We start from the raw sequence: 24,245 nt of genomic DNA on the forward strand, positions 1-24,245 counted from the left end.
ATCCACAACCATCCGAACCGCTCGCTCGCGAACCTCAGGTGAAAACTTGTTCGTCGTCTTGCTTGTCATGGCCTCTTCCTCTCAGGAGTTGAGGCCTCCGGCAAACCCGGCGCGGTTCAGCTCCGTCGCGTTGCCGGCCGATGAGGGCCATCAACGCTTGACGACCAATGGCTGGGTCCAGGCGGTCTGCATCTCACTTGCCACCGACCCGTTGGGATGGGGCAAGGTGGAGATCACCCGGGCGCGGACATAGAGCTCCTTGCCGGTCACACGGTACTCAGCCTTGGGGCCTTTCACCCGCTTCAACACGGCGCCGATATCGGCGTTGTAGGTGTTGACTGTCTGGTGAGTGTGCTCGGTCTTGCCCTCGTGCGCATGTGACGTGACCTTACCCCGGCTCGTCAGATCGGTCGTGGCTAGGGCGCCGACGAATTCAATGACGTACTCGGCGCCAGGCTGGGGCTCGACTTCGAGCGAGAGCGTTCCCTCGCCAATGTTGAGCGACTTCAAGGTGACGCCCGTGCTGGAGTAGAAGTCTCCCCGCTGCATGGCCTCTGCGATGGTGTTGGGCGTAAGCCGGTTGGCGCGCACCATGACCCAGCCCCGGCCGGGGTTGGTCTCGCCAAGGCCCCAGGCGGTATATTCGTGGGCGTCGTCAACGGCCATGCCGTAGACCACAGTCTTACCCAGACGGCCCAGGCGGTGGGACAGGACCACGTCCCACATGCGCTCGGTGGCGATGTGCAGCGCGTCGCCGCGGTTGTTGACCGTCGGGTGGCCATTATAGATCTCGAAGAAGCCTTCGCCGGCCTTGTGCTCCAACCCGATCAGGTCCTCCGCCTGAACGGCGTAGTGGAAGTTTGGGTGATTGAGGTGGATCAGCATGGCCTGGCCATGCCTGCGCGACTGCTCGGCCACGGCGTTCAGGTCGTTCTGCAGCACTTCGGTCACACTCGCGCCGCCCCGCGGCTCGATCTTCTCGACCAGATTGACGCCATTGAGGTGCAGCGGCTGGTTGTTGAACTTGTCCGTGATTTCCTCGCCCTTCACGAAGATGAAGCTTGAGGGCTCCTCGAACAGGGTGCGGAAGTCATCCAGGGTCTTGAGCTTGATCTCCTCGACGCCGTTCGCGGTGCGGCTGGCGACCCAGTCGTCGCCGAACATGGCGCGGTAGCCCGTCAGCGCCTGGCGCATGGCGTCACGCTTGATGGGGTACCACTTCTCGCCCGTCTGCATGACGTTGTGATCGCTGAAGACGAGGAAGTTGTAGCCGCGCTTCTTGTACCAGTCGGCCACGACTTCGGGCGGCGTGTCCCCGTCGCTCCACCAGCTGTGGGTATGGGTGTTGCCCTTCCACCAGCGGGTCTGCGCGCGGTAGCTGTCCTGCGCGGCGACGGGCGCGGCCAGGGCGACGAAGATCAGGGCGGAGCAAAGGATGCGGCGCATGGCGATGGTCCTGCAGGGCGGCGCGAAGACCCGCGACGCGGTGAGACGGGTACGCGGACTTGTCGGGGCGAATACAGCGGAGTTCCCGCCGCAGGGGGCCGGATCACAGGTCGCGGGTGCGCATTTCGATCGCGGTGCTGCAGCGCGAAGCCGCATCCGTCGGCGCATCGACGGTCCGGAACGCCGCGACCCAGTGCCCTGATCCCACCGTGGACCGGATATAGCCGCGCTTCGTCCCGTCCAGATAGTCGGCGTGCGGATTGAAGGACTTGGCGTCCTCCAGAGCGCCCGCCCAAGGACAGTTCGACGACACCGATGTGCCGCAGAAATTGTGTCCGACCCGGGCGGATCGGGCGTCGAACGGCCGCTGATGGATCCGCATGGCGGCCGCCGCATGCCAGTCGCCGCTCAGCACCACGGGATTGGAGACCCCGTCGGCCAGGGCGTCAATGATGCGTTGGCGTTGAACGCCATAGCCGTCCCATTGGTCCATATTGACCCTCGGGGCTTCGGGAGGAGCGTTGTAGCGATAAGGCGCGAACCAGGTCTGCGAAGCCAGGACATTGAAGGCGGCGTCGGAGCGCTTGAGGCTGTCCAGCAGCCACCGCTCCTGCTCGCGGCCGGTCATGGTCAGGGCGGGATCGTTCATCGCCTCGCAGGCGGCGTCGCCGGGGAAACCCTGGCCGCACGGCTGGTCGGAGCGGAACTGGCGCGTGTCCAGCAGGTGGACGAGCGCCGGGCCAAAGCGGAAGGCGCCGTACATCGGCAGGCTGGCCTCGAGCCCATTGATCGCCGGAGGGCGCTCGATCGGCATGTGCTCGTAATAGGCCTTCATGGCTGCAAGCTTGCGGACCTTGAACTCCAGCAGGGTCTGCTGGTCCGGGTCCTCGGGCATGTCCCCGGCCCAGTTGTTGTCGATCTCGTGGTCGTCCATCGCAACGATCCACGGCGCCGCGGCGTGGGCGGCTTGAAGGCTAGGATCGCCTTTGTAGAGAGCGTAGCGATTGCGATAATGCCAGAGCGACTTGATCTCGGGGCTGTTGTGCAGGCGCACGGTTTCGGACGTCACGTCCCGGCCGCCGACCTTGCGGGTGTTGAGCCCAAGGCGGCCGATACCGCCTTCGTAGATATAATCGCCCACATGGATTACGCAGTCGGGCGTCCACTCGGCCATGTCGGCGAAGGCCGCGAAGTGACCAGACTCCCAGGCGTTGCAACTGGCCAGGGCGAGCTTGGCCGTTCGATCCGCTGCGCTGGAGGTCCGGGTGCGGCCCACAGTGCTCTGCGCGTCGCCGAAGCTGAACTGGTACCAATATTCGCGCCCGGGCTGCAGGCCGTCTAGCTTGACATGGATGCTGTGGGCGTCGGCGTCGGAAGTCCAGGTGCGACCTTCGCGGAGCACCCGACGGCGCTCGGCGTCCTGCCAGACCGTCCAGCGAACCTCTGCCCTGCCACGCGGCATCCCGCCCCCGCGAAGGGGGTCGACCGCGAGGCGGGTCCAGAGGACCACGCTGTCAGGGCGCGGCGCGCCTGAAGCGACGCCGAGCGTGAACGGATTGACGCCGCCGGCCGCGAACACGTCGCGCGGCGTCAGGAGCGGCAGGGCCATCAGGGCCAGAAGCGAGTCGCGGCGCGAGAACATGAGATCCCCATCCATGCAATGAACTTCAAGGTCCGAGGCGGGCGTTCCCGCCTCGGACCGCCTTAAGTCTTAGAACTTGGTCGCAACCGTGGCGTAGAAGCTGCGCGGCTTGCCCTCGAACGGATAGCCGTAGAAGTAACGGTCGTCCTGGTTGGTGTATTCGCCGCGATTGAAGGCCGAACCGTAGAAGTTGTTCCCGAAACCCCATCGCTCGGCGTACTTGGTGTCGAGCAGGTTGACGACGCGGAATTGGAACCGGTGCTGCAACTCGGCGCCGGCCAGATAGGTGACCGTGGCGTTGACGACGGTGTAGTCACCGAAGTTGTAGCGATAGCGAGGGATGCCGGTGTCGGCGCCGCGACCATTGACGGCCGGCCTGGTCGTGCCCGGGATCGCCGGGCCACCGGTCGCGTATTCGGGTCCTTGGAAGCGCGGCAGAACCTGGAACTTCAGGCGCCTGTCCTTCGATGTCCAGTCGAGCGAGGCCGTGGCGAACCAGACCGGCGTTTCACTCAATTGCTCGCCCTTGCGGGAGCCGGCGACCAGTGAAGAGTCCTGATTGGTGTAGCCGATATTGGCGTGCCACTGCTCGCCAAGCCGCAGGTCGAACTCGGCCGTCCAGCCGTTGATCCGGTTAATCGCGCTGTTGTTGAAATAGGTGTCGACGGGCACGTTGACGCCGTTGCTGCTGACGATCAGCGGCCGGCCCGACGTGGTCGAGATGCGGTTGGTGACCTCGGTCTTGAACGCGCCGACCTCGCCAAAGACCTGCATGAAGCCGAAGTCGTGATTGTAACCCAGCGCGCCGTTGTAGGTCTTGGTCTCCTCGGGCAGCAGGGCGGAGTTGCCGACCACCGTGAAGGCGGCGCCGGCCACCGCGGTCGGCGGGCGGGGATTGTTCAGATAGAGCTCGTTGGTTTGGGGCAGGCTGTAGGACGTGCCGCCGTTGCCGCGCACGTAGAAGTCGTTCAGGAAAGGATGCTTGAAACTGAACTTCCAGATCGACTTGCTGTCGAAGGCGTCCGAAAAATCCGTCCGCACAGCGAGCGAGATCTTTGTTTCCGGGCTGAAGGGCAGCGTCGGGTGCAGATCGACGAACACGCCAGTCGTCGCCGAGTCGTTGTTGGGCACAGCGAAACGGGCGTCGGAGTCGTCCTTGTAGGACACCCACTGAACGCCACCCACGGCTTCCAGATAGGGGTGGAGTTGGACAGTGGCCCGGGCGGTCGCACCCATTTCAAGGAAGCCGCTCTTGAACTGGTTGCTCTTGCCAAAGCCGTGCGCGAACGCCGGCTCCACCGCGCCGGTATAGGCCCCCAGAGGCACGATCCGCGTCGAAACGCCCGCCGCATTGACCGTGTTGGCCGACGGACAACCGGCCACGATGCGGCATACCACGGGATAGAGTTCGGCGTTCCAGAGTTGCGGGTTGGAATAGTAGGCCGAGGCCTCGGTCAGGATCCGGTCGCTCCAGCGCCGCTTGAACGCCACGTCGATGATCGGGTAGCGCAGGGTGTTGGGCGAATAGGACTCACCCGATGGGAAGGGGTCCTGGAACCAGCTTTCCGTATAGATCGCATTGGCCCGGAACTCGGTGTCGTCGTCGATCTTCCACAGATACTTGGCCCCGACGTGGTTCTTGTTCAGCGGGTAATCCTGAACACCGCCCGACAGGGCGACATTGTCGGTGAACAGAGCCGGATCGAAGATCCGCGGGCCATCGGTCGCCAGCATCGATCCGTAGACCATCAGCGAATGGTCGCCGGCCTCGTCGAGCGGGAAGCTGTAATTGCCCCAGACCTCGCGGGTCTGGAAGGAGCCATAGGACACGCCAAAGTCGCCCTTGCGCGTGCCGTCCGGCTTCTTGGTGATCACGTTCACGACGCCGATGCCGCCATTGGACCCGAAGTAGAGGCTGTTGCCACCGCGGAACACTTCGATGTTCTCGACCATGTGATTGTCGATGGTCGTGGCGCCCCAGATGTTCTCAAGCACCGGGCCGCGGTCATACAGGGGCACGCCGTCGAGCGCGACCAGGGTGTCGCGGTCGCCGCCCCCATCAAGGCGGATGGTGTATTCGCCTTCGTCCGGCGAATAGCCAATGTTCACGCCCTTGACGAGGAACTGCAGCGCCTCGGCAAAGTTCAGCGCGCCACTCTGCTCGACACGTTCACCGCTGATAACCTGTACATCGGTACCGTACTGAGCCAGCTCCTTTGCCACGACCGTAGCCTGAGCACTCCTGCGCTCGCTTTCCACGGTGACGGCGGAAACCTGATTTTCAGTCGACGACGTCGGCTGGGCGTTTCCGGTCCGAGCGGCTCCCGTATCCTGGGCCATCGCCAGGGCCGGTATAGCGCTCGACAGCAGGAGCAGCGGCAATAGGCGCGCCCCGATTTTCTTGGCCTTAGGTCCCGCCATGATGTGTCCCCTTGCGTCTCTGAAATATTTTCAATTGCCGAATGATTATCGAGATGGGCGACACGCCTCGGCCGCGCCAAACCCCTCATTTTCAGAGACCTAAGGATGGCGAGTGACGGAACGATGAAAACTTTGTGGGAAGTTAATGAACATATTTCAATTCATTGCGGCGCGTGTATGAGGACCGTCCACTTCACGTCCTAGGGCTGCGGACCCATGACTCGAAACCCCCTGCGCCTTCCCTTCGTCACAAGTCCTCCGCCCGTCCCCGACCCCAGGGGCATGGTGCAGAGTGCGGCGGGGATCCTGCTAGACTGGGACGGGTGCGTCGCGCACGACGAGGTTCCCCATGCGGCGGGATTGGACTTCCTGCGCCGCTATGCAGACAAGATCGCGATCATCTCCAACAGCTCCACCCTCTGGCCGAGCGACATCCAGAACCTGCTAGCGGGCCTGGCGGTGGCTATCCCGGCCGAGCGGATCATTCTGGCGGGGCACCATGCCCTGCTGTTGGCCGCGCGCCTGGGCCTGGCGACCACGGTGCTTGGAACCTCGCACATGAGGGCCCTGGCGCGACGGCTCGGCGTAAACCAGGTCACTGTCGATCCTGAGATCATCGTGCTGCTGCGCGACACCAAATTCACCTACTCGCGGCTGAAGTTCGCGGTCAACGCGCTGGCCAAAGGCGCGCGCCTGATCGTCGCCAACCCTGACCTCACTCACCCCGGCCCCGGGGGAGCGACCGTACCCGAAACCGGCGCCCTGCTGGCGGCGCTCGCCGCCTGCGTGCCCTTGGACAGAGTCTCGGTAGACGTGCTCGGCAAGCCCCAGGCCCACATGTTCCACATAGCCTGCGAAGCTCTCGCCCTTCAGCCTTCTCAGGTTCTGATGATCGGCGACAATCCGCTTACGGATATCGAAGGCGCGCGTCAGCTCGGCATCCCGGCCCTGCTGGTTAGCCCGGGCTCGGCGCTTGGCCTGGATGAACTCTGCTGATCGCGCGCCGGGTCAGAACCGTTTGAGCGACAGGACGTCGAAGGTCTCCCGCAGCGTGGTGGTCGCGCGCTCGTAGTCGGCCAAGGCCAGCGCGGCGATCAGCGTGTCGATGACACAGAGCTGGGCGATGCGGCTGGTCATGGCTTCGGTGCGGAACATCGTCTCTCGCGCCATGGTGAAGAGCGTCACGTCGGCGTGGGACTGGATCGGCGATCGCGCATAGTTGGTCAAAGCGATGGTCGTCGCCCCGGCTTCCTTGGCCAGTTGCGTCGCCACCACCGTCTCATGGGTCGATCCCGTGTGGGAGATCGTCAGAACAGCCACGTCGGGCCCCGTGCGCGAGGCGCTGATCGCCTGGATGTGGCTATCGGTGACGGCCTTGGCGTCCAGCCCGATGCGAAGCATCCGATAGTGGGCGTCCTCGGCGATCGGGGCCGAAGAGCCAATGCCATAGATCTCGATGCGCTTGGCCTTGCGGATCGCCTCGACAGCCGCAGCGACGGACTTGGGATCAAGAACGCTCATGGAGTCGCGCAGGGCTTGGATCCCGGCGTGGAACATCTTCCGGCAGATGGTTTCGACATCGTCGGTTCTGGCCAGGTCCTCCTGAATATATTGCACCGGCTGCACGACAGCCTGGGCAAGCGACAGCTTCATTTGCTGAAATCCCGACAATCCAAGATTCTGGCAGAAATTGACCACGCTCCCCTGGCTTGATCCGGTCAATTCGGAGAGCTCCGTAACCGACATCCGCATAACGGCATCCGGCTGACTCAGGATGAAGTCGGCGATGAGGCGGGAGGTCGGCCCCAGGGTCTTGTAGGTCGACTGGATACGGGCGATCACGTTGTGCACGGGTGTATGGCCGGTGGCTCGCGGCCGCGACTTTGCTGGAATGGACCTCTGGTCGGACACGGATCCCTGCTTTCAACCAAGTACGGATGACATAGTTGGGCGTGGCCACGGTGCGCAGCCAGAGTACTCGACCTAAGCGAGTCGCCTCGGTCCGTCTTGCGCGAGAACCGTGACGAGATCTCCTCGCCCCGGCTCTTTAGCCAACGCGGCTTGAGATATACTCATTTCAGGAAAGATCAAATCTGAGACGCCTTCATCGCGACGTCACAAGCTTGCGCTAAGCCTCCCCCGGCCCGGCAAACTTGGAGACGCTAGCATGCGACGCTTGATATTGGTGCTCATTCTATTGGTTCTGGCTCCGTCGGTCGCGACCGCGGCGGCCGTCCAGCGTCATCTGAATGTGATCCTGATCCCGGCCGACGGGGGCACCGAGGCTGGCACCAAGGCCGACTATCAGCCGCTGTTCAATGCCATCTCGCGCACCAGCGGATTGAAGTTCGAGATCCGCGTCGGCCAGTCCTACGGCGCGGTGGTCGAGGCGTTGTGCAACGGCACCGCCGACATCGCCTTCGTCGGGCCCGTAACCTACATCCAGGCCAACAAGCGGCGTTGCGCCGAGCTGCTGGCTGTCGCGGTGGAGAAGGGTCAATCGATCTACTACGCCGGTCTCTTTGCGAAGGCCGACTCCCCGATCAAGTCGGTGAAGGGCCTGAAGGGCGCCCGCGTGGCGTTCGGCGATGTAAATTCGACCTCCTCCTTCGTCTATCCGATGGCGATGATCCTCGATGCGGGCCTAGACCCTGTTCGCGACCTAAAGGACGTTCGCATGACGGGCAGTCACGCCAACAGCCTCGCCGCGCTCACCCAGGGCCAGGTCGACGTCGCCGCCCTCTCGTTCGACTCCTTCGACAAGGCCGTCCGTCAGGGCGCGGTCAAGGCCGACAGCGTCAAGGTCGTGGCGCGTAGCGATGCGATCCCCTATCCGCCGATCATCATGAACGCCCGCCTGGCCGCGCCGCTGAAGGCCAGGCTGAAGCTGGCGTTCAAGAGCGTCCACCAGGCGCCGGGCGTGACGCCCGACATGATCCGCGGCTATGGCGGCGGCAAGGTTGACCGGTATGACTCAGACTTCCCCGCCGCCAAGTTCAACGTGGCGGCCAAGAAGATGAGCCGGCTGACCGAGGAGCTGAAGGGCGAGATCCTCAAGAAGTCGGCGCAGCGTTAGCGGCGATGATCGATTTCGAAGACGTGCACGTGCGCTATCCGGACGGCTGCGTCGCTTTGGCAGGGGTCAGTTTCCGGGTGCCTCGGGGCCAGTTCTGCGTGATCCTCGGGCGTTCCGGCTCCGGAAAGTCCACCCTGCTCCGCACCGTCAACGGCTTGGTGACCCCGACCTCCGGGGGAACCAGGGTTGCCGGGACGAGGGTCGAGCGAAAGACCCTGGCGGTTCTGAGGCCGACAATCGGCATGATCCACCAGCACTTCGGGCTCGTTGACCGGTTGTCGGCCGCCACCAATGTGGTGTGCGGCGCGCTGCCGGCCATTTCCCTGACGCGGGCGGCGCTGGGCCTGTTCCCCGAACGCCATCGTCGCAAGGCCTGCGAATTGATGGCGGCCGTCGGGCTGGGACCCGAGCATCTGCGGCGGCGGGTCAGGGACATGTCGGGTGGGCAGCAGCAGCGGGTCGGCATCGCCCGCGCCTTCATGCTCGACCCCAGCGTCGTGCTGGCTGACGAGCCGGTGGCCAGCCTCGACCCGAAGATCAGCGCCGAAGTGCTGAGCCTTCTGAGAGACCAAGCCAAGTCCCGGGACGCGACCGTCCTGTGCAGCCTGCACCAGATCGACCTCGCCCGAGCCTTTTCGGATCGGATCATCGCCCTGGGCGGTGGCCGCGTGGTCTTCGACGGCCCGCCGGATCAGCTGTCTTCAGATCATATCGCCAGGATCTACGGCGCTGCCCCAATCCCTGGCGCGGCCCCAAGCTTGGCGCGCGCCGAGCCGGAGTCGGTGTCGTGACAGCCCCCTCCTCCAAGGCCCAGCCAGCTGACTGGCGCTTTCCAGCACCCTATGACGCTCGCGGGCTCGGCCTCGCGCTGATCGCGATCCTGGTGCTGCTCTTCACGGGCGCGCGCGTCGAGATCGACCGGATGCTGGCCCTGTCCGGGGACGGGTTGCTGGCGGCCGTAGGCCTGAAGGACGACTCCCAAGTCGCCAAGGGCTTCGCCACAATCGGCCAGCAGATGTTCCCCCTGGTCATCGCCGAGCGCACTGAGACCAGTCGCATCGAGAACTTCGACCCGAACCACCTTCCGCGGTTCGCCCGCCTGGAAACGGTCGAGCGCGAAGTCGAGACGCTCAATCCCGACACGCTTCAGACCGACCGCTCCGTCGAGCGCGTGCAATATATGACGGAGCCTTTCGGCTATCTGAGACATGTCGCCCTGAAGCTGGTCGAGACCCTCGAGATCGCGCTTTGGGGAACGGTCCTGGCGGTCATTCTAGCCGTGCCCCTGGCGATCCTGGGCGCTCGCAACCTAACGCCGCATCCCGTGGTCTATGTAGCGGCCCGCACCGTAGTCAGCTTTTTCCGGTCGATCCCGGAACTGATCAGCGCGCTCTTTCTTGTCCTGGCCTATGGCTTTGGCCCGATCGCCGGCGTGCTGGCGCTCGCCTTTCATGCGGCAGGATTTCTGGGCAAGTTCTACGCCGAGGACATCGAAAACGCCGACCCGCGGGCCCAGGAGGCGCTCAACGCCATAGGCGCCAGCCGTCTCAAGGTGCTGATCTATGGGATCCTGCCCCAAGTCGCCCCGCAATATATCGCCTATACACTGTATGTCTTGGATCGGAACGTTCGCATGGCGACAGTAATCGGCTTGGTCGGCGCCGGCGGCATCGGCCAGGAGCTCAAGGGCCGCTACGACATGTACAATTACGGCCATGTCGCGACGATCCTGCTGGCGATCTTCCTGCTGGTCGTCGCCCTGGATCAGCTGTCGATTCGACTGCGCCGGCGCATGGTCGACTAGGCGTTGTGGACACTTACCGCATCCACAGGATGGCGGCGGCGAGGTGAAGAACGGCGAGGTAGAGCCCTTTCCGACCTGATGGCTTCATCAGGGTCGGGCGAAAAGGGCTCTAAATCATAAGTTTAGAGCATTTTTCGATCCGATAACCGTTTCACACTTATCGGAAAATGCTCTAGTTCCTGGCCGTCTTCTCGTAGCGGGTGGCGACACGGCGGAACTACTTGAGACGGCTGAAGCAGCATTCCACCAAGTGGCGCTGGGCTTAGAGATGCGGATCGAGCGCGTATTTCCGGGCGCGCGAGGGATCGTTTGAAATGACGGCGACGGCGCCCTTGGCGGTGATCGCCTGACGCAGATGATCGGCGTCATAGGCGGTGTCGGCCATGACGACCCTGGCGGGCAGACCTTCGATCAGCGGGCCAGCCTGGGGTGCGTCGCCCCACTGTCCAGCCGTCAGGATGAACCGGACGGTTGGCCTAGTCCGCAGACGGCCATTTCTCGAAGCCATCCTATCGGGGGCTTTCAACCGGTTCGAATGCCCTGCCTGCTGACACAAAGTTACGGTCGAGAAAAGCTTCTTTTACATCGATACGGAACGGGGCGATTGCTTCAGCGTCAAGCTGCGGCAGGACCGTCATATGTGGCGTGAGGTGTCCAGCCAGCTCGCCTGCGAGACTGATCGACTTCCCTCCGATATTCGTGCCTTGGCTCCGCGGCTGCGCATGTTCCTGTTGGTGCGGGGCATTGCCCGGAAAGGGATTGGCGATGTTCGACTATGCCCGGGCCACACCGGCTCGCCAACACGGATGGTCCCTGAGCTCCGCGTTGATAATGCACGCCAGCCGGCCAGCGTTGCCACGCTCAATCAGGAAAAGTATGGCGCCGTGATCACCAGCCTGCGTCACACTCGGCCGTGCGCCGACGTCGCGCGCCACCCGGATGACCGTTCGACTCTCTGAAAATCTGCAGCGACATTCTCGGCATCAAACCACGGCCAGGGATCGAGACGGCCTGGCCGGTGAGCGCTGCGCCTCTCCGGGAGCCGGAGCCTGCTTCAACCCCGCATAGACGCGCCTGATTTCCGTCCATCTCCGTCCGCCGACGCCGCCTGGCCCCGCGACGACCGGAGCGGTTTTCCCGATCCATCCCCCATCATTGCCGACGGATTTCTCTTGTGACGCTCACCCGCGCGGAGCCGCCGGGCCTAGCGTAGAGCGTAGAGCGTAGAGCGCCGAGCGGCGATGGCGCCCAAGCAAAGCGCGCGTCGATTAATGTCTCTTTCAGCGCGCCCGCCTAGGGTGCGAAGATGGGTAACCGGACCGTCGCAATTCCCGCCGCCAAGGCGCGCGGCCCAAGCCACGACCTGCATCGCTTCGACCTCGCTCAAGCGTTGCTGGACCTGGAGGCCGGCCATCGCGGCCTTCGGGCGCCCCTTGCAGGCCCTTTCCATGCCGAACATGACGCTTTCAATCGCCTGGCCGAGCATCTGGACAGGGCGCCGCCCGCCGATCTTCCAGCATCGCTCCTGATCCTCGACCTCTCGCCTGCCGAGCAGGATGGCGTGGCCTATATCGCCATCCTCGGCCTCGACGGCTTTAGCCGCCTTCGTCGGCAGATCGGCTCCCAAGTCGCTGGTCAAATCCTCAAGGCGTTGGGTGAGCGCGTCAGGCTCCTCGTTCCCGGCGTAAAGCTTGGCCGCATCGGCCGCACGAATTTGGAGTTTGCCTTCCGGGCCTACGACGACCTTGGAGCCGAGAGTCTGCTATGCGCGTTGCGTCTCGATCTGGACCGGCGACTCGACCTGACGGACGGACAAAGTTTCGATCTCGACGTGGCCTTGGGCGCTGCGCGCCGCGATCAGTGCGGCGAATTTGTAATCGACTGCGCTGCTGAAGCGCTCGTTCAAGCTCAGTCGCACGGCGCAAAAGTTCAAATCTATCGCGAAGAAGACCGCGAGCGCGCAGCAGCGAGCTTGGCCCTACTGCGGGATCTTCGTCAGGTGATCGAGCAGGATGGGCTAGCCTTGGCTTATCAACCCAAGCTCAGGTTGAGCAACGACCGGGTCGAAGTAGTCGAAGCTTTGGTGCGCTGGAAGCATCCTGTTCGGGGGGCGGTCTCGCCTGACGAGTTCATCGGCCTGGCCGAACAGACCGGCCTTATCGACGACCTAACCCGGTGGGTGGTTCGCCGCGCCCTGGCAGATCAAGAGCACCTGCGGGGTATGGGCCTTGATGTGGAGATCCACATCAACCTCTCAGGCCAGATGGTGGCTGACGCGGCCTTCGCCCTATGGCTCCTGGAGGTCACCGAGCGGCATTCGGCCGGTCGCATTGGCCTGGAGATCACCGAAACAGCGGTCATTAACGAACCAGAGCGCGCCTTGGCCAATCTGCAGAGCTTCGCCGCCGCGGGGCTAAAGATCGCTATCGACGACTACGGCTCGGGGCTGTCTTCTCTGTCATATCTCAAACAAATTCCGGCTCATGAGCTCAAGATCGACAGGCTATTCATCTCTCAGCTGACCAGCAGTCATCGCGATCCCTTGTTAGTTCGTTCGACGATAGATCTTGCCCACGCGCTAGGCATGGAAGTCACCGCAGAGGGCGTAGAGGACTCAATGACCCTCGCTCTGTTAAAAATGATGGGTTGCGACTTGGCGCAGGGATATCTTGTCTCACCCGCGCTCGAACTCGACGCACTGGTGCGCTTCATCCAAGGTGGATTTTCTCATCGCCAGCATCAGGATTTTTGCATTACAAAGAGAAATACTGATCAAAATTCCAGATAATGCTTCCATAGTGGGTTCAATCACTTTTTCTAGCGAAATCGTGTGACGACACGCAAGAACCTGATGAGCCTAACCTGTTCATCTGCTGTCGAAGCAATCGCCGTCTCATCTGTGCGCCGGCAACATAGCTGGAGTGCGCGACGCCGGACCCGAAAGGCCTGCTGCGGCGTTGAGAGCTTAAGCGTGCAATGACGGGGTGAGGTGCAGTCCGATGCGTATCCTATATGTAGAAGACGATCAGATGAACCGTCGGGTCGTTCGCGACATGCTCAGCGTTGCGCGTCTTGAAATGTCCGAAGCGCCCGAGGCGAAAACCGGACTGCAGATGATCGCCGATAACGAGTACGATCTGATCCTTATGGACCTGCGCATGCCGGGCATGGACGGGCTGACAGCAATCCGCAGCATCCGGGAGCGGGACGACGCCAAGGCGACCTTGCCCATTATCGTGGTGACGGCTGACATAGCGGCCGATATCCGTGACACCTGCCTGAATGCCGGCGCCGACGATGTAATTCTGAAGCCCGTTGCGATGGATCGTCTGTTTGACGCGATTGGGCGAGTGGTGGCGACGCGGGGCGATGACGCCCAGGTGTTGTAGAGCCTCTGCACGCCCATCTCGCCGACCGACCGCGCCGAGATAGGTCCCAAGACATGTCGAGATCGCTTGTCCGCGCCCGTCGTAGTTGCGCGTCCTAGAACCAGCCGGCTAGGGCGGCGAAGGCGCGCCAGTCCTTATCTTTCGTCTCATAGGGGGTGCGGGTCAAAGGCCGCGCAGCTTCGAGACGGGCGGTAAAACGGCCTTTCAAGGTAATGCGCACCCCGACGCCGGCCGACGAGAAAGACGCCGATCGCGCACTCAGGGCGGAGGCCTTGTTCCAAACCTTGGCGGCGTCGACAAAAGCGTAGGTTTGGAAAAATGTTACAGCCGAGGACTTCGGGGCGAACCCGTACCGCAGTTCCGCCAGCGCGGCCGCGCCGCTGTCGCCAGAGACTTCCGCATAGTTGTAGGCGCGCCCGTAGGGAAGCCCGCCAGGAGCAAACTCCTCGGAAAGCAATAAACTGTCGGGACTCCACTGACCGTCCGCCGAAAGGTAAATACCGGCCCGAGGACCAAGGTCCCGATAATGGCTGGCGCCGAAGTTGAGCTTCCAAAAGGAGCCATCCGCGTCGAAGCGCGAATTTGAGAGCCCGTTACGACGGGTCGCCCCCAATATCTCCAGCCCGCGCGCGAGTTGGGCGTAGCCGCTGATGGAGCTTCCTCCTTCTCCGCTGTCGGCCTGTAAAGAGGCGCGCACTACCCGCAGATCGTCAGTGTATGAGCCGCCACTGGGGAACGACTGCTCGACGTGGCGGCCATCCAGCGTTACCGCTGCCCAAACCGAGCGCTTACGCCCGCGCACCAGCGGATGGGCTAAACGCAGACTGGCCGCCTGACTCTCGTTGCCCACCTTGTTGTTGAGGGGCGCGGCTCCCTGCCGGGACCGGGACGCCGAAACCGCGGCTCGCACGCGCGACTTCCCAGACAACGAGGCGCCGTAGGAAAGTTCGCTTTGAAGGAACTCGCCGGGATCGTCTGGCACAGTCAGGAAGGACAGTCCCAGCTGATCCCCCGGTCGAGCCAGGCTATTTACGGCGATCCTGGCATTGGCCTGAACTGGCCCCGCCGAACCAGCGCCGCGATTGTCCATATAAAGACTACCCGTCCACCGCCTGAGGCCTGCGGCGACGACAAGCTTGTGCCGGGCTGGGTCATCCAGGACGGGTTCGATGCGTGAACGCGGCTGCACGCCAGGAAGGTCGGCCGCCAGGGTAAGCCGCCGTTCAAGATCGGTGAGCCGTAGCGGTCGCCGGTCAGTCAGCCCGGAAAGCATGGCTTCGAGAGCCGGGGCAGCGTCGCCCGTGACCTCGACCTCTTCGATATAGCCCTCATAGACGAGAATCCGGGCGTGGCCGCCCGGCGCCTGCGGGGGCACGATCGCGCGTGAGAGGAAGTATCCATCAGCCCGATACTTGTCGGTGATGGCCTGGGCGATTTTCACCAAATCCTCGATGGTGACCTCGCGGGCCAGATAGTCAGCGTAAAGCGGCGCCAAGGCCTTAAGCGGATAAACACTCACCCCATCGATCGTCAGCCCCGTGAGAACCACAGGCGCAGTCACAGGCTGGCCCTGCGATGGCTGTTGCCGGGCCACGGCGGGCGAGGACAGGCTCGCTGTCGCCAGCACTACAGAACCCAGGAAAACCCGAATACCGCGGCGCGCGCTGCCCTTAACATATGTTTTTATGTTTCTCATCGGGAGTGATGATTGATCGTAGAACTAAAGCTCTCGTTAACGAAGGTTGGAAACCAAGCTGATTAGCGGAGATTTAGGTAAATTCATTTATATGTCGGCAAAATTGCATAAATCGACTGAGTTTTGGAGGCGACCAAATGGGTTATGTTCGAACAGCGCTCGCGGTATCCTTGACGGCGCTCCTCGCCCTGGGTTCCAGCGAGGCGTTCGCGGCCGATTGGAAGCTCGTAGAGGTCGCCGGCGTTGTCCGTATTGCTTCTCCGGGCAAGGCGCCCATTTCCGCAAACGCCAACCAGGTTCTGCCCGTGGGCAGTATCGTTACGACCGCGGCGGGCGGGCGAGCAGCTTTGTTCAACGGCGCACAGCGCATCACCCTTGGTCCTAACAGCCGTATGACCGTGGCTCCGGAATCGAACGCCGGCATGACCCGTATCCTGCAGGATCTGGGCTCGATTCTCTTCCAGATCGACAAGAAACCCTCGCAGCATTTCAGCGTCGAAACGCCTCTTCTGGCGGCTATCGTGAAGGGCACCACTTTCACGGTTAACGTGGAAATGAGCGCAGACTCCGTGCACGTCGCCGAAGGGTTGGTGGAAGTTCGCGCCAACGAAGGCGGCGCGATGCGCGACGTCGGGGCCGGCGCGACGGGTGTCATCGCGCGGTCAGCGCCAGAACAACTCAGTGTCGAGACGCCGCGGGCGTCCACCGACGCGCCCCTCCCCCAGCAAACAGCGGCCATCGACTATAATGTGGTGTCGGGTGGTCTGGTCGAGGGACCCGCGGCGGCCGGCGCCGCCGCACCGTCTGGGCCCATGCGGAGCACCGCCGAAACGTCCTCTCCCGTCCAGGCGGCAGGCCCCGTCGCGTCACCTCTGGCGCAAGCGTCGACTATGGCGTTCGGCGGAACCAATCTCGCTACGAGTGGCGACACAGCGGTGGCCAGCCTCGACGTGAGTCCAGGCCCGGGCATTCCAGAGGCGCCCGCTAGCGGCGGTAATGAAAACCCGGGCGGCGCTAGCACCGGCGGTAGCAGCAACGGCGCGGGCGGTGGAAACAGCAGCGCGGGCGGCGGTAATGACAATGCCGGCGGCGGGAACGCCGGCGGAAACGGCAACAGCTCGGGCGGCGGCAACAGCAATGCTGGCAGCGGTGGCAACGACAACGCAGGCGGCAACGGCAATAGCTCGGGCGGCGGAAACGCCGGCGGAAACAGCAACAGCTCGGGCGGCGGCAACAGCAACGCTGGCAGCGGTGGCAACGACAACGCAGGCGGCAACGGCAATAGCTCGGGCGGCGGAAACGCCGGCGGAAACAGCAACAGCTCGGGCGGCGGAAACAGCAACGCTGGCAGCGGTGGCAACGACAGCTCAGGCGGCGTAAACGCCGGTGGCAGCGGCAACAGCTCGGGCGGCGGCAACAGCAACGCTGGGGGTGGCGGCAACAGCTCGGGCAACGGGAACAGTAGCGCTGGCGGCGGCAGCAACACGGGCGGCGGAAACAGCAACGCTGGCAGCGGTGGCAACGACAGCTCAGGCGGCGTAAACGCCGGTGGCAGCGGCAACAGCTCGGGCGGCGGAAACAGCAACGCTGGCAGCGGTGGCAACGACAACGCCGGCGGAAACGGCAACAGCTCGGGCGGCGGAAACAGCAGCGCTGGCGGCGGCAGCAACGCGGGCGGCGGAAACAGCAACAGCTCGGGCGGCGGAAACAGCAACGCTGGCAGCGGTGGCAACGACAGCTCAGGCGGCGTAAACGCCGGTGGCAGCGGCAACAGCTCGGGCGGTGGCAACGACAACGCAGGCGGCAACGGCAATAGCTCGGGCGGCGGAAACAGCAGCGCTGGCGGCGGCAGCAACACGGGCGGCGGCAACAGCAACGCTGGCAGCGGTGGCAACGACAACGCAGGCGGCAACGGCAATAGCTCGGGCGGCGGAAACAGCAGCGCTGGCGGCGGCAGCAACGCGGGCGGCGGAAACGGCAACATCTCGGGCGGCGGCAGCAACGGCGCAAGCGGCGGCAACGGCGCAAGCGGCGGCAACAGCAATGCTGGTGGCGGCAACAACGGCGGCAATAGCTCGGGTGGCGGCAATGCCGGCGGCACCCCAAAGGAATAGGATTTGACCGCCATAGCTCCTGAACACCGCGCTGATTTCACCGCTCGAGTTCGGTCCGCGGCGGCCGTGCTTCTGATCACGGCGTGCGCGGCGCTGGTCTATGGTCTTGGAGTGCTGCATCCGATCGACGACGCCTTGTCTCAGTGGCGGTTTCGTCTTTTGGAACGCCCACCCAGCGCGACGCTCACCGTTGTCGAGATCGACGCCGAGAGCTTGCGGGCCGCCGGCGGTTGGCCATGGGGCCGCGACCGCTTCGCGCGCGTCATCGACAACCTAAATGGGGCTGGCGCAAAGGTCGTTGGCTTGGACGTTGACTTCAGCGCCCCTTCCACGACGATCGCCGACGATGCTCTGGCGGCGTCTATACGCCGCTGGCCGGGTCAGGTCGTCCTTCCCACTTTCGACCAACAGGTTGGACGCGGCGCCGACCGGCGCCAGATCAGCACCCGCCCCATCGAAGCTCTGGCGAAGGAGGCAGTGCTCGCCAGCGTCAACGTGCCCATGGATAGCGACGGCCGCGTTCGGCGATATCGCCATGGCTTTGACACGGCCGCGGGCGTGCGGCCCTCCATGGCGGCCACGCTACTTGGCCGACCACCAAGCGTGAGCGACTTCCTCATCGACTACGGCGTCGACGCCGCCGCGATCGACAGGATCAGTTTCCAGGACGCTTATTCGGGGAAGTTTGATCCCGCCCTGGTTCGCGACCGCCACGTCCTAATCGGCTCGACAGCGGTAGAGCTTGGCGATCAGTTTGCCACGCCCAAGCGCGGCGTGCTTCAAGGCGTCTATATCCACGCCCTGGCCTATGAGAGCCTCCGCGCCGGTCGCGCCCTCCAATCACTAGGCGTCCCGTTCCTTATAGCTTGCTCGGCGCTGGTGGCGCTCTTCCTCCGCCCACGGACGGCATCCGGTTACGCCGGATCCCTTCGACGTCACCTGCTCGTGGGGACGGCCTCCGTCGGGCTGCCTGTGGCGCTTCAGGCCTGGATGCCAATCTCCCTGGACGCCGGCCCAGTGTTCGTAGCTCAGGGGCTCAGCTTGATCTGGCTGGTACGCAACGAACTGCAACGCCGCGCCCAGGCCGTCGTCCAGGCGCGCGAAGCGCACCTCGTGCAGCTTGCCGACCACATGCGCGAAAGCCGCGACAACATCAGTGTCGCCCACGACAAGCTCGCTGTCGCCAATGTGGCTCTTGATCGCGCGCTCAAGGCGCGCACCGATTTCCTGGCCATGACCAGCCATGAGATCCGGACGCCGTTGAACGGTGTGATGGGCATGACCCAAGTGATTCTGGCGGACCAGACCCTGCCCGACGGTTTGCGAGAGAAAGTTCGCCTCGTCCACGCCAGCGGCGAGACCATGGCGGCCCTCGTCGATGACCTTCTTGATGTGGCGAAGATGGAGAGCGGGACAATCTCCATCGTTAAGGCGCCGATGGACTTCCGCCGTCTCTTCGACGAAACGCTCGCCGTCTGGTCGGACAAGGCGCAGGTCAAGGGCCTTAGCTTGACAGGCGACCGCGCCGCGGCGCCCGCGCTCATTGAAGAGGACGCAGGCCGCCTCCGCCAGATCCTGTTTAACCTTCTGGCCAACGCTATAAAATTCACCGAAGCCGGCGAGGTTTCTCTGTCCGCCAGCGTCGACAACGGGCCTCTCGGCGACCAGTTGGTCCTCACCATCGCCGATACTGGCATCGGCATAGCGCCAGACGAGCTGGAGCGCATCTTCGAGCCTTTCACCCAGGTCGACGACAGCAGGACGCGCAAGTACGAGGGCACCGGCCTTGGCCTCGCCATCTCCCGGCGCCTGGCCGTCGCCATGGGCGGCGAACTCTCCGTCGACAGTCAACTCGGGGTCGGCTCGCGGTTCGCGATCAAACTGCCACTGCGCGCGGCTGTCGCCACTTCCGAGACAACCGCCCAGCCCGCATCGCTCGCTGCGGCCTCCGTCCTGCTCGTCGAGAGCAATCCCCTGGCGCGCGGCGTCCTGCGGGCTGCGTTGTCGGATCAGGTCGCGGCTCTGGAAATCGTTGAGTCGACGGCGCAGGCCCGCGAAGCCATCGCCCTGCGTGGCTGCGACCTCCTCTTGGTCGAAGGCAAGGCCCTTTCCGTGTTCGAACGCAGCGCTATCGAGGTCCTGGATGAATTTGCAGGGACAGTCCGTGGGGCCAAAATCGTCGTACTCTGGGGCGGCGAAGCCGCAGAGGGGTTGCGGCTCCAAGAGGCCGGCGCTGACCTAGTGGTGCAAAAGCCGATCGCCGCCAGCGGCCTCGTGGAGCGGCTGAAGACGGTGTTCACGTTCCACGACTTGGATGAGGCGTCGCCCGCGCACCCGCGACGAAATGCGCAACAGCCCGCTACGCGACTGAAGGTTGGAGCGTTGTAGTCTCGTGGATGGCGCGACCCATGAGTATCCCATGCTTAAGGGCGACGCTTTGGAGACGATGATGCGAGTGCTCTTTGTCGACGACAGCGCGATGAACCGGACTGTCGTCAAGAGCATGTTGGCCGCTGCCGACGTTCCTATGCTCGAGGCTGCGGACGCTGCTAGCGGTCTGGCCTTGGTCGAGGCTGAAGACTTTGACGTCATCCTCATGGATTTTCGCATGCCGGGCATGGACGGTCTGGCCGCGATCAGCGCGATCCGTGAGCGCCCTGACGCTAAGGCGCATCTGCCGATCATCATGGTCACAGCCGATGACGGCCCCGACTTGCGGGCCCAGGCGCTGGCGGCGGGCGCCAACGCCCTCCTCCATAAACCGGTTCAGATGCAGCATCTGTTTGACACCATCGCTTTGGCCATGGCCCGAGCAGACGAAAGTACGGGTATGCTAGTTTAGGCGCTGTAGCCGCGTTCGCTAAAGGCCTCGCATTCGGCCTCGGATCCGCCTGCGGACCGAGGCGCAGAGCTCGGATGAGCGCTTGCTGAGCGCCTAGGCATGAAAGCAATGCGGACCGACATAGGTCCTCCGTCGCGGATAATGGCCATCCGCCTAAACGACCCAACTCAAGTCGGCCAGGCGTCAGGTGGGCCGATCAATGAGTAGGGCCTTACTCGGGTCGATAGACGCCGCTTCAGACGTCGAGCTAAGTTCTGCGCATGTCATTGATTGCAACAGACCCGGCGACTATCGGCACCGTTTCATATGGCCCCGTCACCGACGGACAGCGCGCAGCACGGCAGATCCACAGCGATGGTGCGCTATGCGTTGCTGAGCATGACGAGTTCCCAGCAGGTTTTGGCACCGGCATCCGTTGGTGTATGGGGTCGCGGCGGACATGCCTGAAACGACGAGGTACGCGACCCGCGTCTGGCCAATTCACTACGAGTTCCCCGAAGAGAAAGCGCTTCTTGCCCGCCACCCAGGCGTCGATCATGTCGGCCCATTCCTGGAGCATGTGGGTTCGGACGTGGGCGTACTCAGCGACATTGTAAACGCGACGAGACGTCCGCCGATCGACGTGGGCCAAGCACTTTTCGGTCCAATCGGCGTCGAACCCCACTTCGTTGAGCAGCGTCGAGCCCGTGCGACGCAGATCGTGGACCGTGAAAGCCTGCAGCGGCTGCAGGTTCTGTTGCGCGCGCTCGAAAATCGCCGTTGTGACGCGATTGAAGGTCGCGCGAGACATCGGCTGATCCGGCTCGTAGCGCGACGGCAGCAAATAGGGAGAATTGCCGGCGCAGGTCCGAAGCGCGACCATGATGTCGAGCCCTTGCCTCGACAGGTAGACGTCGTGGGGACGTCCGCACTTCATCCGCGACGCGGGGATCGTCCAGATCGCGTTGATGAAGTCGACCTCGTCCCAGGTTGCGAACACCAGCTCGCCTTTCCGAACCAGCGTCAGGAGGATCAGCTTCATCCCTAGAGCCTTTTCCGACCTGATGGCTTGATCAGGGTCGGGCAAAAAAGGCTGTAAATCAGAAGTTTAGAGCATTTTTTTGATCCAATAACCGTGTTTCACACTTATCGGAAAATGCTCTAGGCGAACCGTCGGCAGCGTCGCGACGAGCTCCAGCAAGGAATAGAAAATGCGGATTTCCTTCGGGGCCAGCGCGCGTTCGCGCGGGGTGAAGGTCGCGATCGAGGCCGGGCTGACATCAGCGGCGGGGTTTTCGATCTTCACGCCGTAGAGCCCGGGCGTAGACGAAGACCTGCTTCACTTGGTCGCGCACATGAATGGCGGTCGCCGGAGCGCCGCGCGCGACGATCCCTTCGCAGAAGATGCGAATGTCCTGCGGCTCGATCTCATGCAACTGCCTGTTCTGGAACGCCCGCGCGACGTCGCGCTGATAGATGCCGCGACGCATGGCGCGAGTGCTCTCGGCCATGACCGCCTTGTCGAGCCCGCGGTTGGCCCACTCGCCAAACGTGCCGCAGTCCTTCTGCTTGGCCTTGGTGCGCCGGCGTTCGATCATCGGCGAGCGACCTTCGCGGATGTCCTTGCGCGCCGTCATGGCCAATTCACGGGCTCGTACCAGCGTGATGCCATCAGTCCCATAGCGGCCCAGCGTCAGGCTCTCGCGACGGCCGTTGATCCGGTGGTCGAGACGGAAGGAGATTGAGCCGCTCGGAGCGACGGTGACGTAAATGCCGTCACGGTCCGCGACCCTGTAGATTTTATCCTGCGGTTTCAGGGACTTGAGCTTGCTATCAGTCAGCATTAACGGTCTCCGAAAGGCCCTGGAATGCCCCGCGGACGAGCGAAAATGCCGTCAGCCTAGTTGAGGCCAACTTCCGCGCTCTTTTGGTAGGGATTTCAGGGACTTGAGGTCGAAAAAATGCCGTCATGACGTACTTCCTGACGGTATATCGTCTGGAATCAATCCGGCAAGCCCCCGGCCGATGCCGTCACCGGCGCCGTCAAATGAAAAAAGCGCTGACGATAGCCAGCGCTCTCAAAAGTCATAGAACACGTTTTGTTTGAGTAGTTTATGTCAATTATCTCGATAGCCGGCGATAGCCCCAGAACGATGCCCCATCATTCCCACTCGATGGTTCCAGGGGGCTTGGACGTCACATCATAGACGACCCGGTTTACGCCCCGGACCTCGTTGATGATCCGGGTAGCGGTCTTGCCCAGGACGTCCCAGGGGAACTCGAAGAAGTCGGCGGTCATGCCGTCGGTGGAGGTCACCGCGCGCAGGGCTAGGACGTTTTCATAGGTGCGGGCATCCCCCATGACCCCTACCGTCTTCACGGGAAGAAGGACGGCGAAGGCCTGCCAGATCTTGTCATAGAAGCCGGCCTCGCGGATGGCCTCCAGATAGATGGCGTCAGCCTGCTGCAGGACGGCGACCTTCTCAGGCGTGATCTCGCCGGGGATGCGGATGGCCAGGCCCGGACCGGGGAACGGATGGCGGCCCACGAAAGCCGGAGCCAGGCCCAGCTCGACGCCCAGGGCGCGGACCTCGTCCTTGAAAAGCTCACGCAGCGGCTCGACCAGCTTCAGCTTCATGAAATCGGGCAGGCCGCCCACATTGTGGTGGCTCTTGATCACCGCCGAAGGGCCACCGCGCGCCGAGACACTCTCGACCACGTCGGGATAGAGCGTGCCCTGGGCCAGGAAGTCGGCGCCGTCGATCTTGGCGGCCTCGCGGTCGAAGATGTCGATGAACTTGCCGCCGATGATCTTGCGCTTGGTTTCCGGATCGCTGACGCCGGCCAAGGCGCCCAGGAACTCGGCCCCGGCGTCCACATGGACCAGCGGGATGTTGTAGTGATCGCGGAACAGGGTCACGACCTGCTCGGCCTCGTTGTGGCGCAGCAGGCCGGTGTCGACGAACACGCAGGTCAGCTGCTCACCGATGGCCTCATGGATCAGCACGGCAGCGACCGAGCTGTCGACGCCGCCCGACAGGCCGCAGATCACCTTGCCGGGCCCGACCTGGGCGCGGATCTTTCCGACCATCTCCTGGCGGAACGACGCCATGGTCCAGTCGCCCTTGAGACCGGCCAGCTTCAGGAAGTTGCGATAGATTTGGGTTCCGTTGACGGTATGGACCACCTCAGGGTGGAACTGCACCGCATAGATCTTGCGCGCGTCGTTAGCGATGGCGGCGAAGGGCGCGCCGACCGAGGTGGCGATGACCTCGAAACCTTCGGGGATGGCGGTGACGCGGTCGCCGTGGCTCATCCAGACGGTCTCCAGCTCCCCGACGCTGGCCAGGCCCTCGAACAGCGGGCTTTGCTTGCCGATGATCAGCTCGGCGCGGCCGAACTCGCCGGCATGGCCGCCCTCGACCTTGCCGCCCAGCAGGTCGCACAGCAGTTGCTGGCCGTAACAGATGGCCAGCAGCGGCACGCCCAGGTCGAACAGCTTCTTGCCAATGCGCGGGCTGTCGGCCTCCAGCACGCTGGCCGGACCGCCTGACAGGATGATGGCCGACGGAGCGTAGTCGTCGACCAGAGCCTCGGCCTTGTCGAACGGATGGATCTCGCAATAGACGCCGGCCTCGCGCACCCGGCGAGCGATCAGTTGAGTGACCTGACTGCCGAAGTCGACGATCAAAACGCGCTGGTGGTTGGCGGGGGCGGTCATAGGCGGTGGGTCTCCGGCGTTCGAATAGTCTTTCCTTCTCCCCTTGCGGGAGAAGGTGTCAGCCGCAGGCTGACGGATGAGGGTCGCGCCTGCGTCGGACGGTAGGCGGCTCATC

General features: G+C 63.5%; 18 protein-coding genes and 1 pseudogene. 9 read left to right on the plus strand and 10 right to left on the minus strand.

Features of this window, described 5'->3' with window-relative positions; translation table 11 throughout:
- Positions 1 to 150: 150 nt before the first annotated feature.
- The 3 genes from ACP69S_RS15485 to ACP69S_RS15495 form a co-directional block, all read right to left on the minus strand.
- Positions 151 to 1,446 (minus strand): hypothetical protein, encoded by a 1,296-nt coding sequence (locus ACP69S_RS15485; RefSeq protein ID WP_425998698.1) that lies wholly within the window; start codon positions 1,444 to 1,446, stop codon positions 151 to 153.
- 103 nt (positions 1,447 to 1,549) lie between these two features.
- Positions 1,550 to 3,103, minus strand: a complete 1,554-nt coding sequence (locus tag ACP69S_RS15490) for an alkaline phosphatase D family protein (RefSeq protein WP_425998700.1) — start codon at positions 3,101 to 3,103, stop codon at positions 1,550 to 1,552.
- Positions 3,104 to 3,157: 54 nt separating this feature from the next.
- A complete protein-coding gene (locus tag ACP69S_RS15495) occupies positions 3,158 to 5,509 on the minus strand; it encodes a TonB-dependent receptor plug domain-containing protein (protein ID WP_425998702.1) in 2,352 nt (783 codons plus the stop codon).
- Between the two features lie 282 nt (positions 5,510 to 5,791).
- On the opposite strand from ACP69S_RS15495, the gene ACP69S_RS15500 reads away from it, so the two are divergent.
- Positions 5,792 to 6,505 (plus strand): HAD-IA family hydrolase, encoded by a 714-nt coding sequence (locus tag ACP69S_RS15500; RefSeq protein WP_425998704.1) that lies wholly within the window; start codon positions 5,792 to 5,794, stop codon positions 6,503 to 6,505.
- Between the two features lie 12 nt (positions 6,506 to 6,517).
- Here the strand turns inward: ACP69S_RS15500 and ACP69S_RS15505 are convergent, their stop codons facing one another.
- On the minus strand, positions 6,518 to 7,420 hold the full coding sequence (locus ACP69S_RS15505; RefSeq protein WP_425998706.1) for a MurR/RpiR family transcriptional regulator: 903 nt from the start codon (positions 7,418 to 7,420) through the stop codon (positions 6,518 to 6,520).
- Positions 7,421 to 7,676: 256 nt separating this feature from the next.
- Between ACP69S_RS15505 and ACP69S_RS15510 the strand changes: the two genes are divergently transcribed.
- From ACP69S_RS15510 to phnE, 3 genes are read left to right on the plus strand one after another with little or no spacing between them, the layout of a single operon-like run.
- Complete coding sequence (locus ACP69S_RS15510; protein WP_425998708.1) at positions 7,677 to 8,585, plus strand: phosphate/phosphite/phosphonate ABC transporter substrate-binding protein; 909 nt, start codon at positions 7,677 to 7,679, stop codon at positions 8,583 to 8,585.
- Positions 8,586 to 8,590: 5 nt separating this feature from the next.
- Positions 8,591 to 9,376 carry a phosphonate ABC transporter ATP-binding protein gene (locus ACP69S_RS15515; RefSeq protein WP_425998710.1) on the plus strand — a complete coding sequence of 262 codons (786 nt, stop codon included), beginning with the start codon at positions 8,591 to 8,593 and terminating at the stop codon, positions 9,374 to 9,376.
- Positions 9,373 to 10,389, plus strand: coding sequence for a phosphonate ABC transporter, permease protein PhnE (gene phnE, locus ACP69S_RS15520; RefSeq protein WP_425998712.1), 1,017 nt, complete (start codon positions 9,373 to 9,375; stop codon positions 10,387 to 10,389). Before ACP69S_RS15515 ends, phnE begins: the two co-directional genes overlap by 4 nt.
- Positions 10,390 to 10,609: 220 nt before the next feature.
- Here the strand turns inward: phnE and ACP69S_RS15525 are convergent.
- Positions 10,610 to 10,884 (minus strand): annotated as a pseudogene (locus ACP69S_RS15525) (IS5/IS1182 family transposase); the annotation flags it as partial.
- Between the two features lie 811 nt (positions 10,885 to 11,695).
- Here ACP69S_RS15525 and ACP69S_RS15530 point away from each other — a divergent pair.
- A complete protein-coding gene (locus tag ACP69S_RS15530) occupies positions 11,696 to 13,177 on the plus strand; it encodes an EAL domain-containing protein (RefSeq protein ID WP_425998713.1) in 1,482 nt (493 codons plus the stop codon).
- A 211-nt stretch (positions 13,178 to 13,388) separates the two neighbouring features.
- Positions 13,389 to 13,778, plus strand: a complete 390-nt coding sequence (locus ACP69S_RS15535; RefSeq protein ID WP_425998715.1) for a response regulator — start codon at positions 13,389 to 13,391, stop codon at positions 13,776 to 13,778.
- Positions 13,779 to 13,872: 94 nt separating this feature from the next.
- On the opposite strand, the gene ACP69S_RS15540 is transcribed toward ACP69S_RS15535, so the two are convergent.
- Positions 13,873 to 15,405 (minus strand): ShlB/FhaC/HecB family hemolysin secretion/activation protein, encoded by a 1,533-nt coding sequence (locus ACP69S_RS15540; protein ID WP_425998717.1) that lies wholly within the window; start codon positions 15,403 to 15,405, stop codon positions 13,873 to 13,875.
- Positions 15,406 to 15,644: 239 nt separating this feature from the next.
- On the opposite strand from ACP69S_RS15540, the gene ACP69S_RS15545 reads away from it, so the two are divergent.
- From ACP69S_RS15545 to ACP69S_RS15555, 3 genes are read left to right on the plus strand one after another with little or no spacing between them, the layout of a single operon-like run.
- Positions 15,645 to 17,588, plus strand: a complete 1,944-nt coding sequence (locus ACP69S_RS15545) for a FecR domain-containing protein (RefSeq protein ID WP_425998719.1) — start codon at positions 15,645 to 15,647, stop codon at positions 17,586 to 17,588.
- A gap of 3 nt (positions 17,589 to 17,591) precedes the next feature.
- Positions 17,592 to 19,976, plus strand: a complete 2,385-nt coding sequence (locus tag ACP69S_RS15550; protein WP_425998720.1) for a CHASE2 domain-containing protein — start codon at positions 17,592 to 17,594, stop codon at positions 19,974 to 19,976.
- 31 nt (positions 19,977 to 20,007) lie between these two features.
- Positions 20,008 to 20,430: a response regulator gene (locus ACP69S_RS15555; RefSeq protein ID WP_425998722.1), complete on the plus strand. Its 423-nt coding sequence runs from the start codon at positions 20,008 to 20,010 to the stop codon at positions 20,428 to 20,430.
- A 247-nt stretch (positions 20,431 to 20,677) separates the two neighbouring features.
- Here the strand turns inward: ACP69S_RS15555 and ACP69S_RS15560 are convergent, their stop codons facing one another.
- The 4 genes from ACP69S_RS15560 to guaA form a co-directional block, all read right to left on the minus strand.
- Positions 20,678 to 21,451 carry a tyrosine-type recombinase/integrase gene (locus tag ACP69S_RS15560; protein ID WP_425998724.1) on the minus strand — a complete coding sequence of 258 codons (774 nt, stop codon included), beginning with the start codon at positions 21,449 to 21,451 and terminating at the stop codon, positions 20,678 to 20,680.
- Positions 21,452 to 21,517: 66 nt separating this feature from the next.
- Positions 21,518 to 21,715, minus strand: a complete 198-nt coding sequence (locus ACP69S_RS15565; protein WP_425998726.1) for a hypothetical protein — start codon at positions 21,713 to 21,715, stop codon at positions 21,518 to 21,520.
- The gene (locus tag ACP69S_RS15570) at positions 21,690 to 22,253 is read right to left on the minus strand and encodes a tyrosine-type recombinase/integrase (protein WP_425998728.1); all 564 of its coding nucleotides are present in this window, start codon (positions 22,251 to 22,253) and stop codon (positions 21,690 to 21,692) included. Before ACP69S_RS15570 ends, ACP69S_RS15565 begins: the two co-directional genes overlap by 26 nt.
- A 317-nt stretch (positions 22,254 to 22,570) precedes the next feature.
- Positions 22,571 to 24,130, minus strand: a complete 1,560-nt coding sequence (gene guaA / locus ACP69S_RS15575; protein ID WP_425998730.1) for a glutamine-hydrolyzing GMP synthase — start codon at positions 24,128 to 24,130, stop codon at positions 22,571 to 22,573.
- Positions 24,131 to 24,245: the final 115 nt, after the last annotated feature.

Origin of the sequence: Caulobacter sp. DWR1-3-2b1 (genome assembly GCF_049895765.1) — a bacterium.
Lineage (GTDB): Bacteria > Pseudomonadota > Alphaproteobacteria > Caulobacterales > Caulobacteraceae > Caulobacter.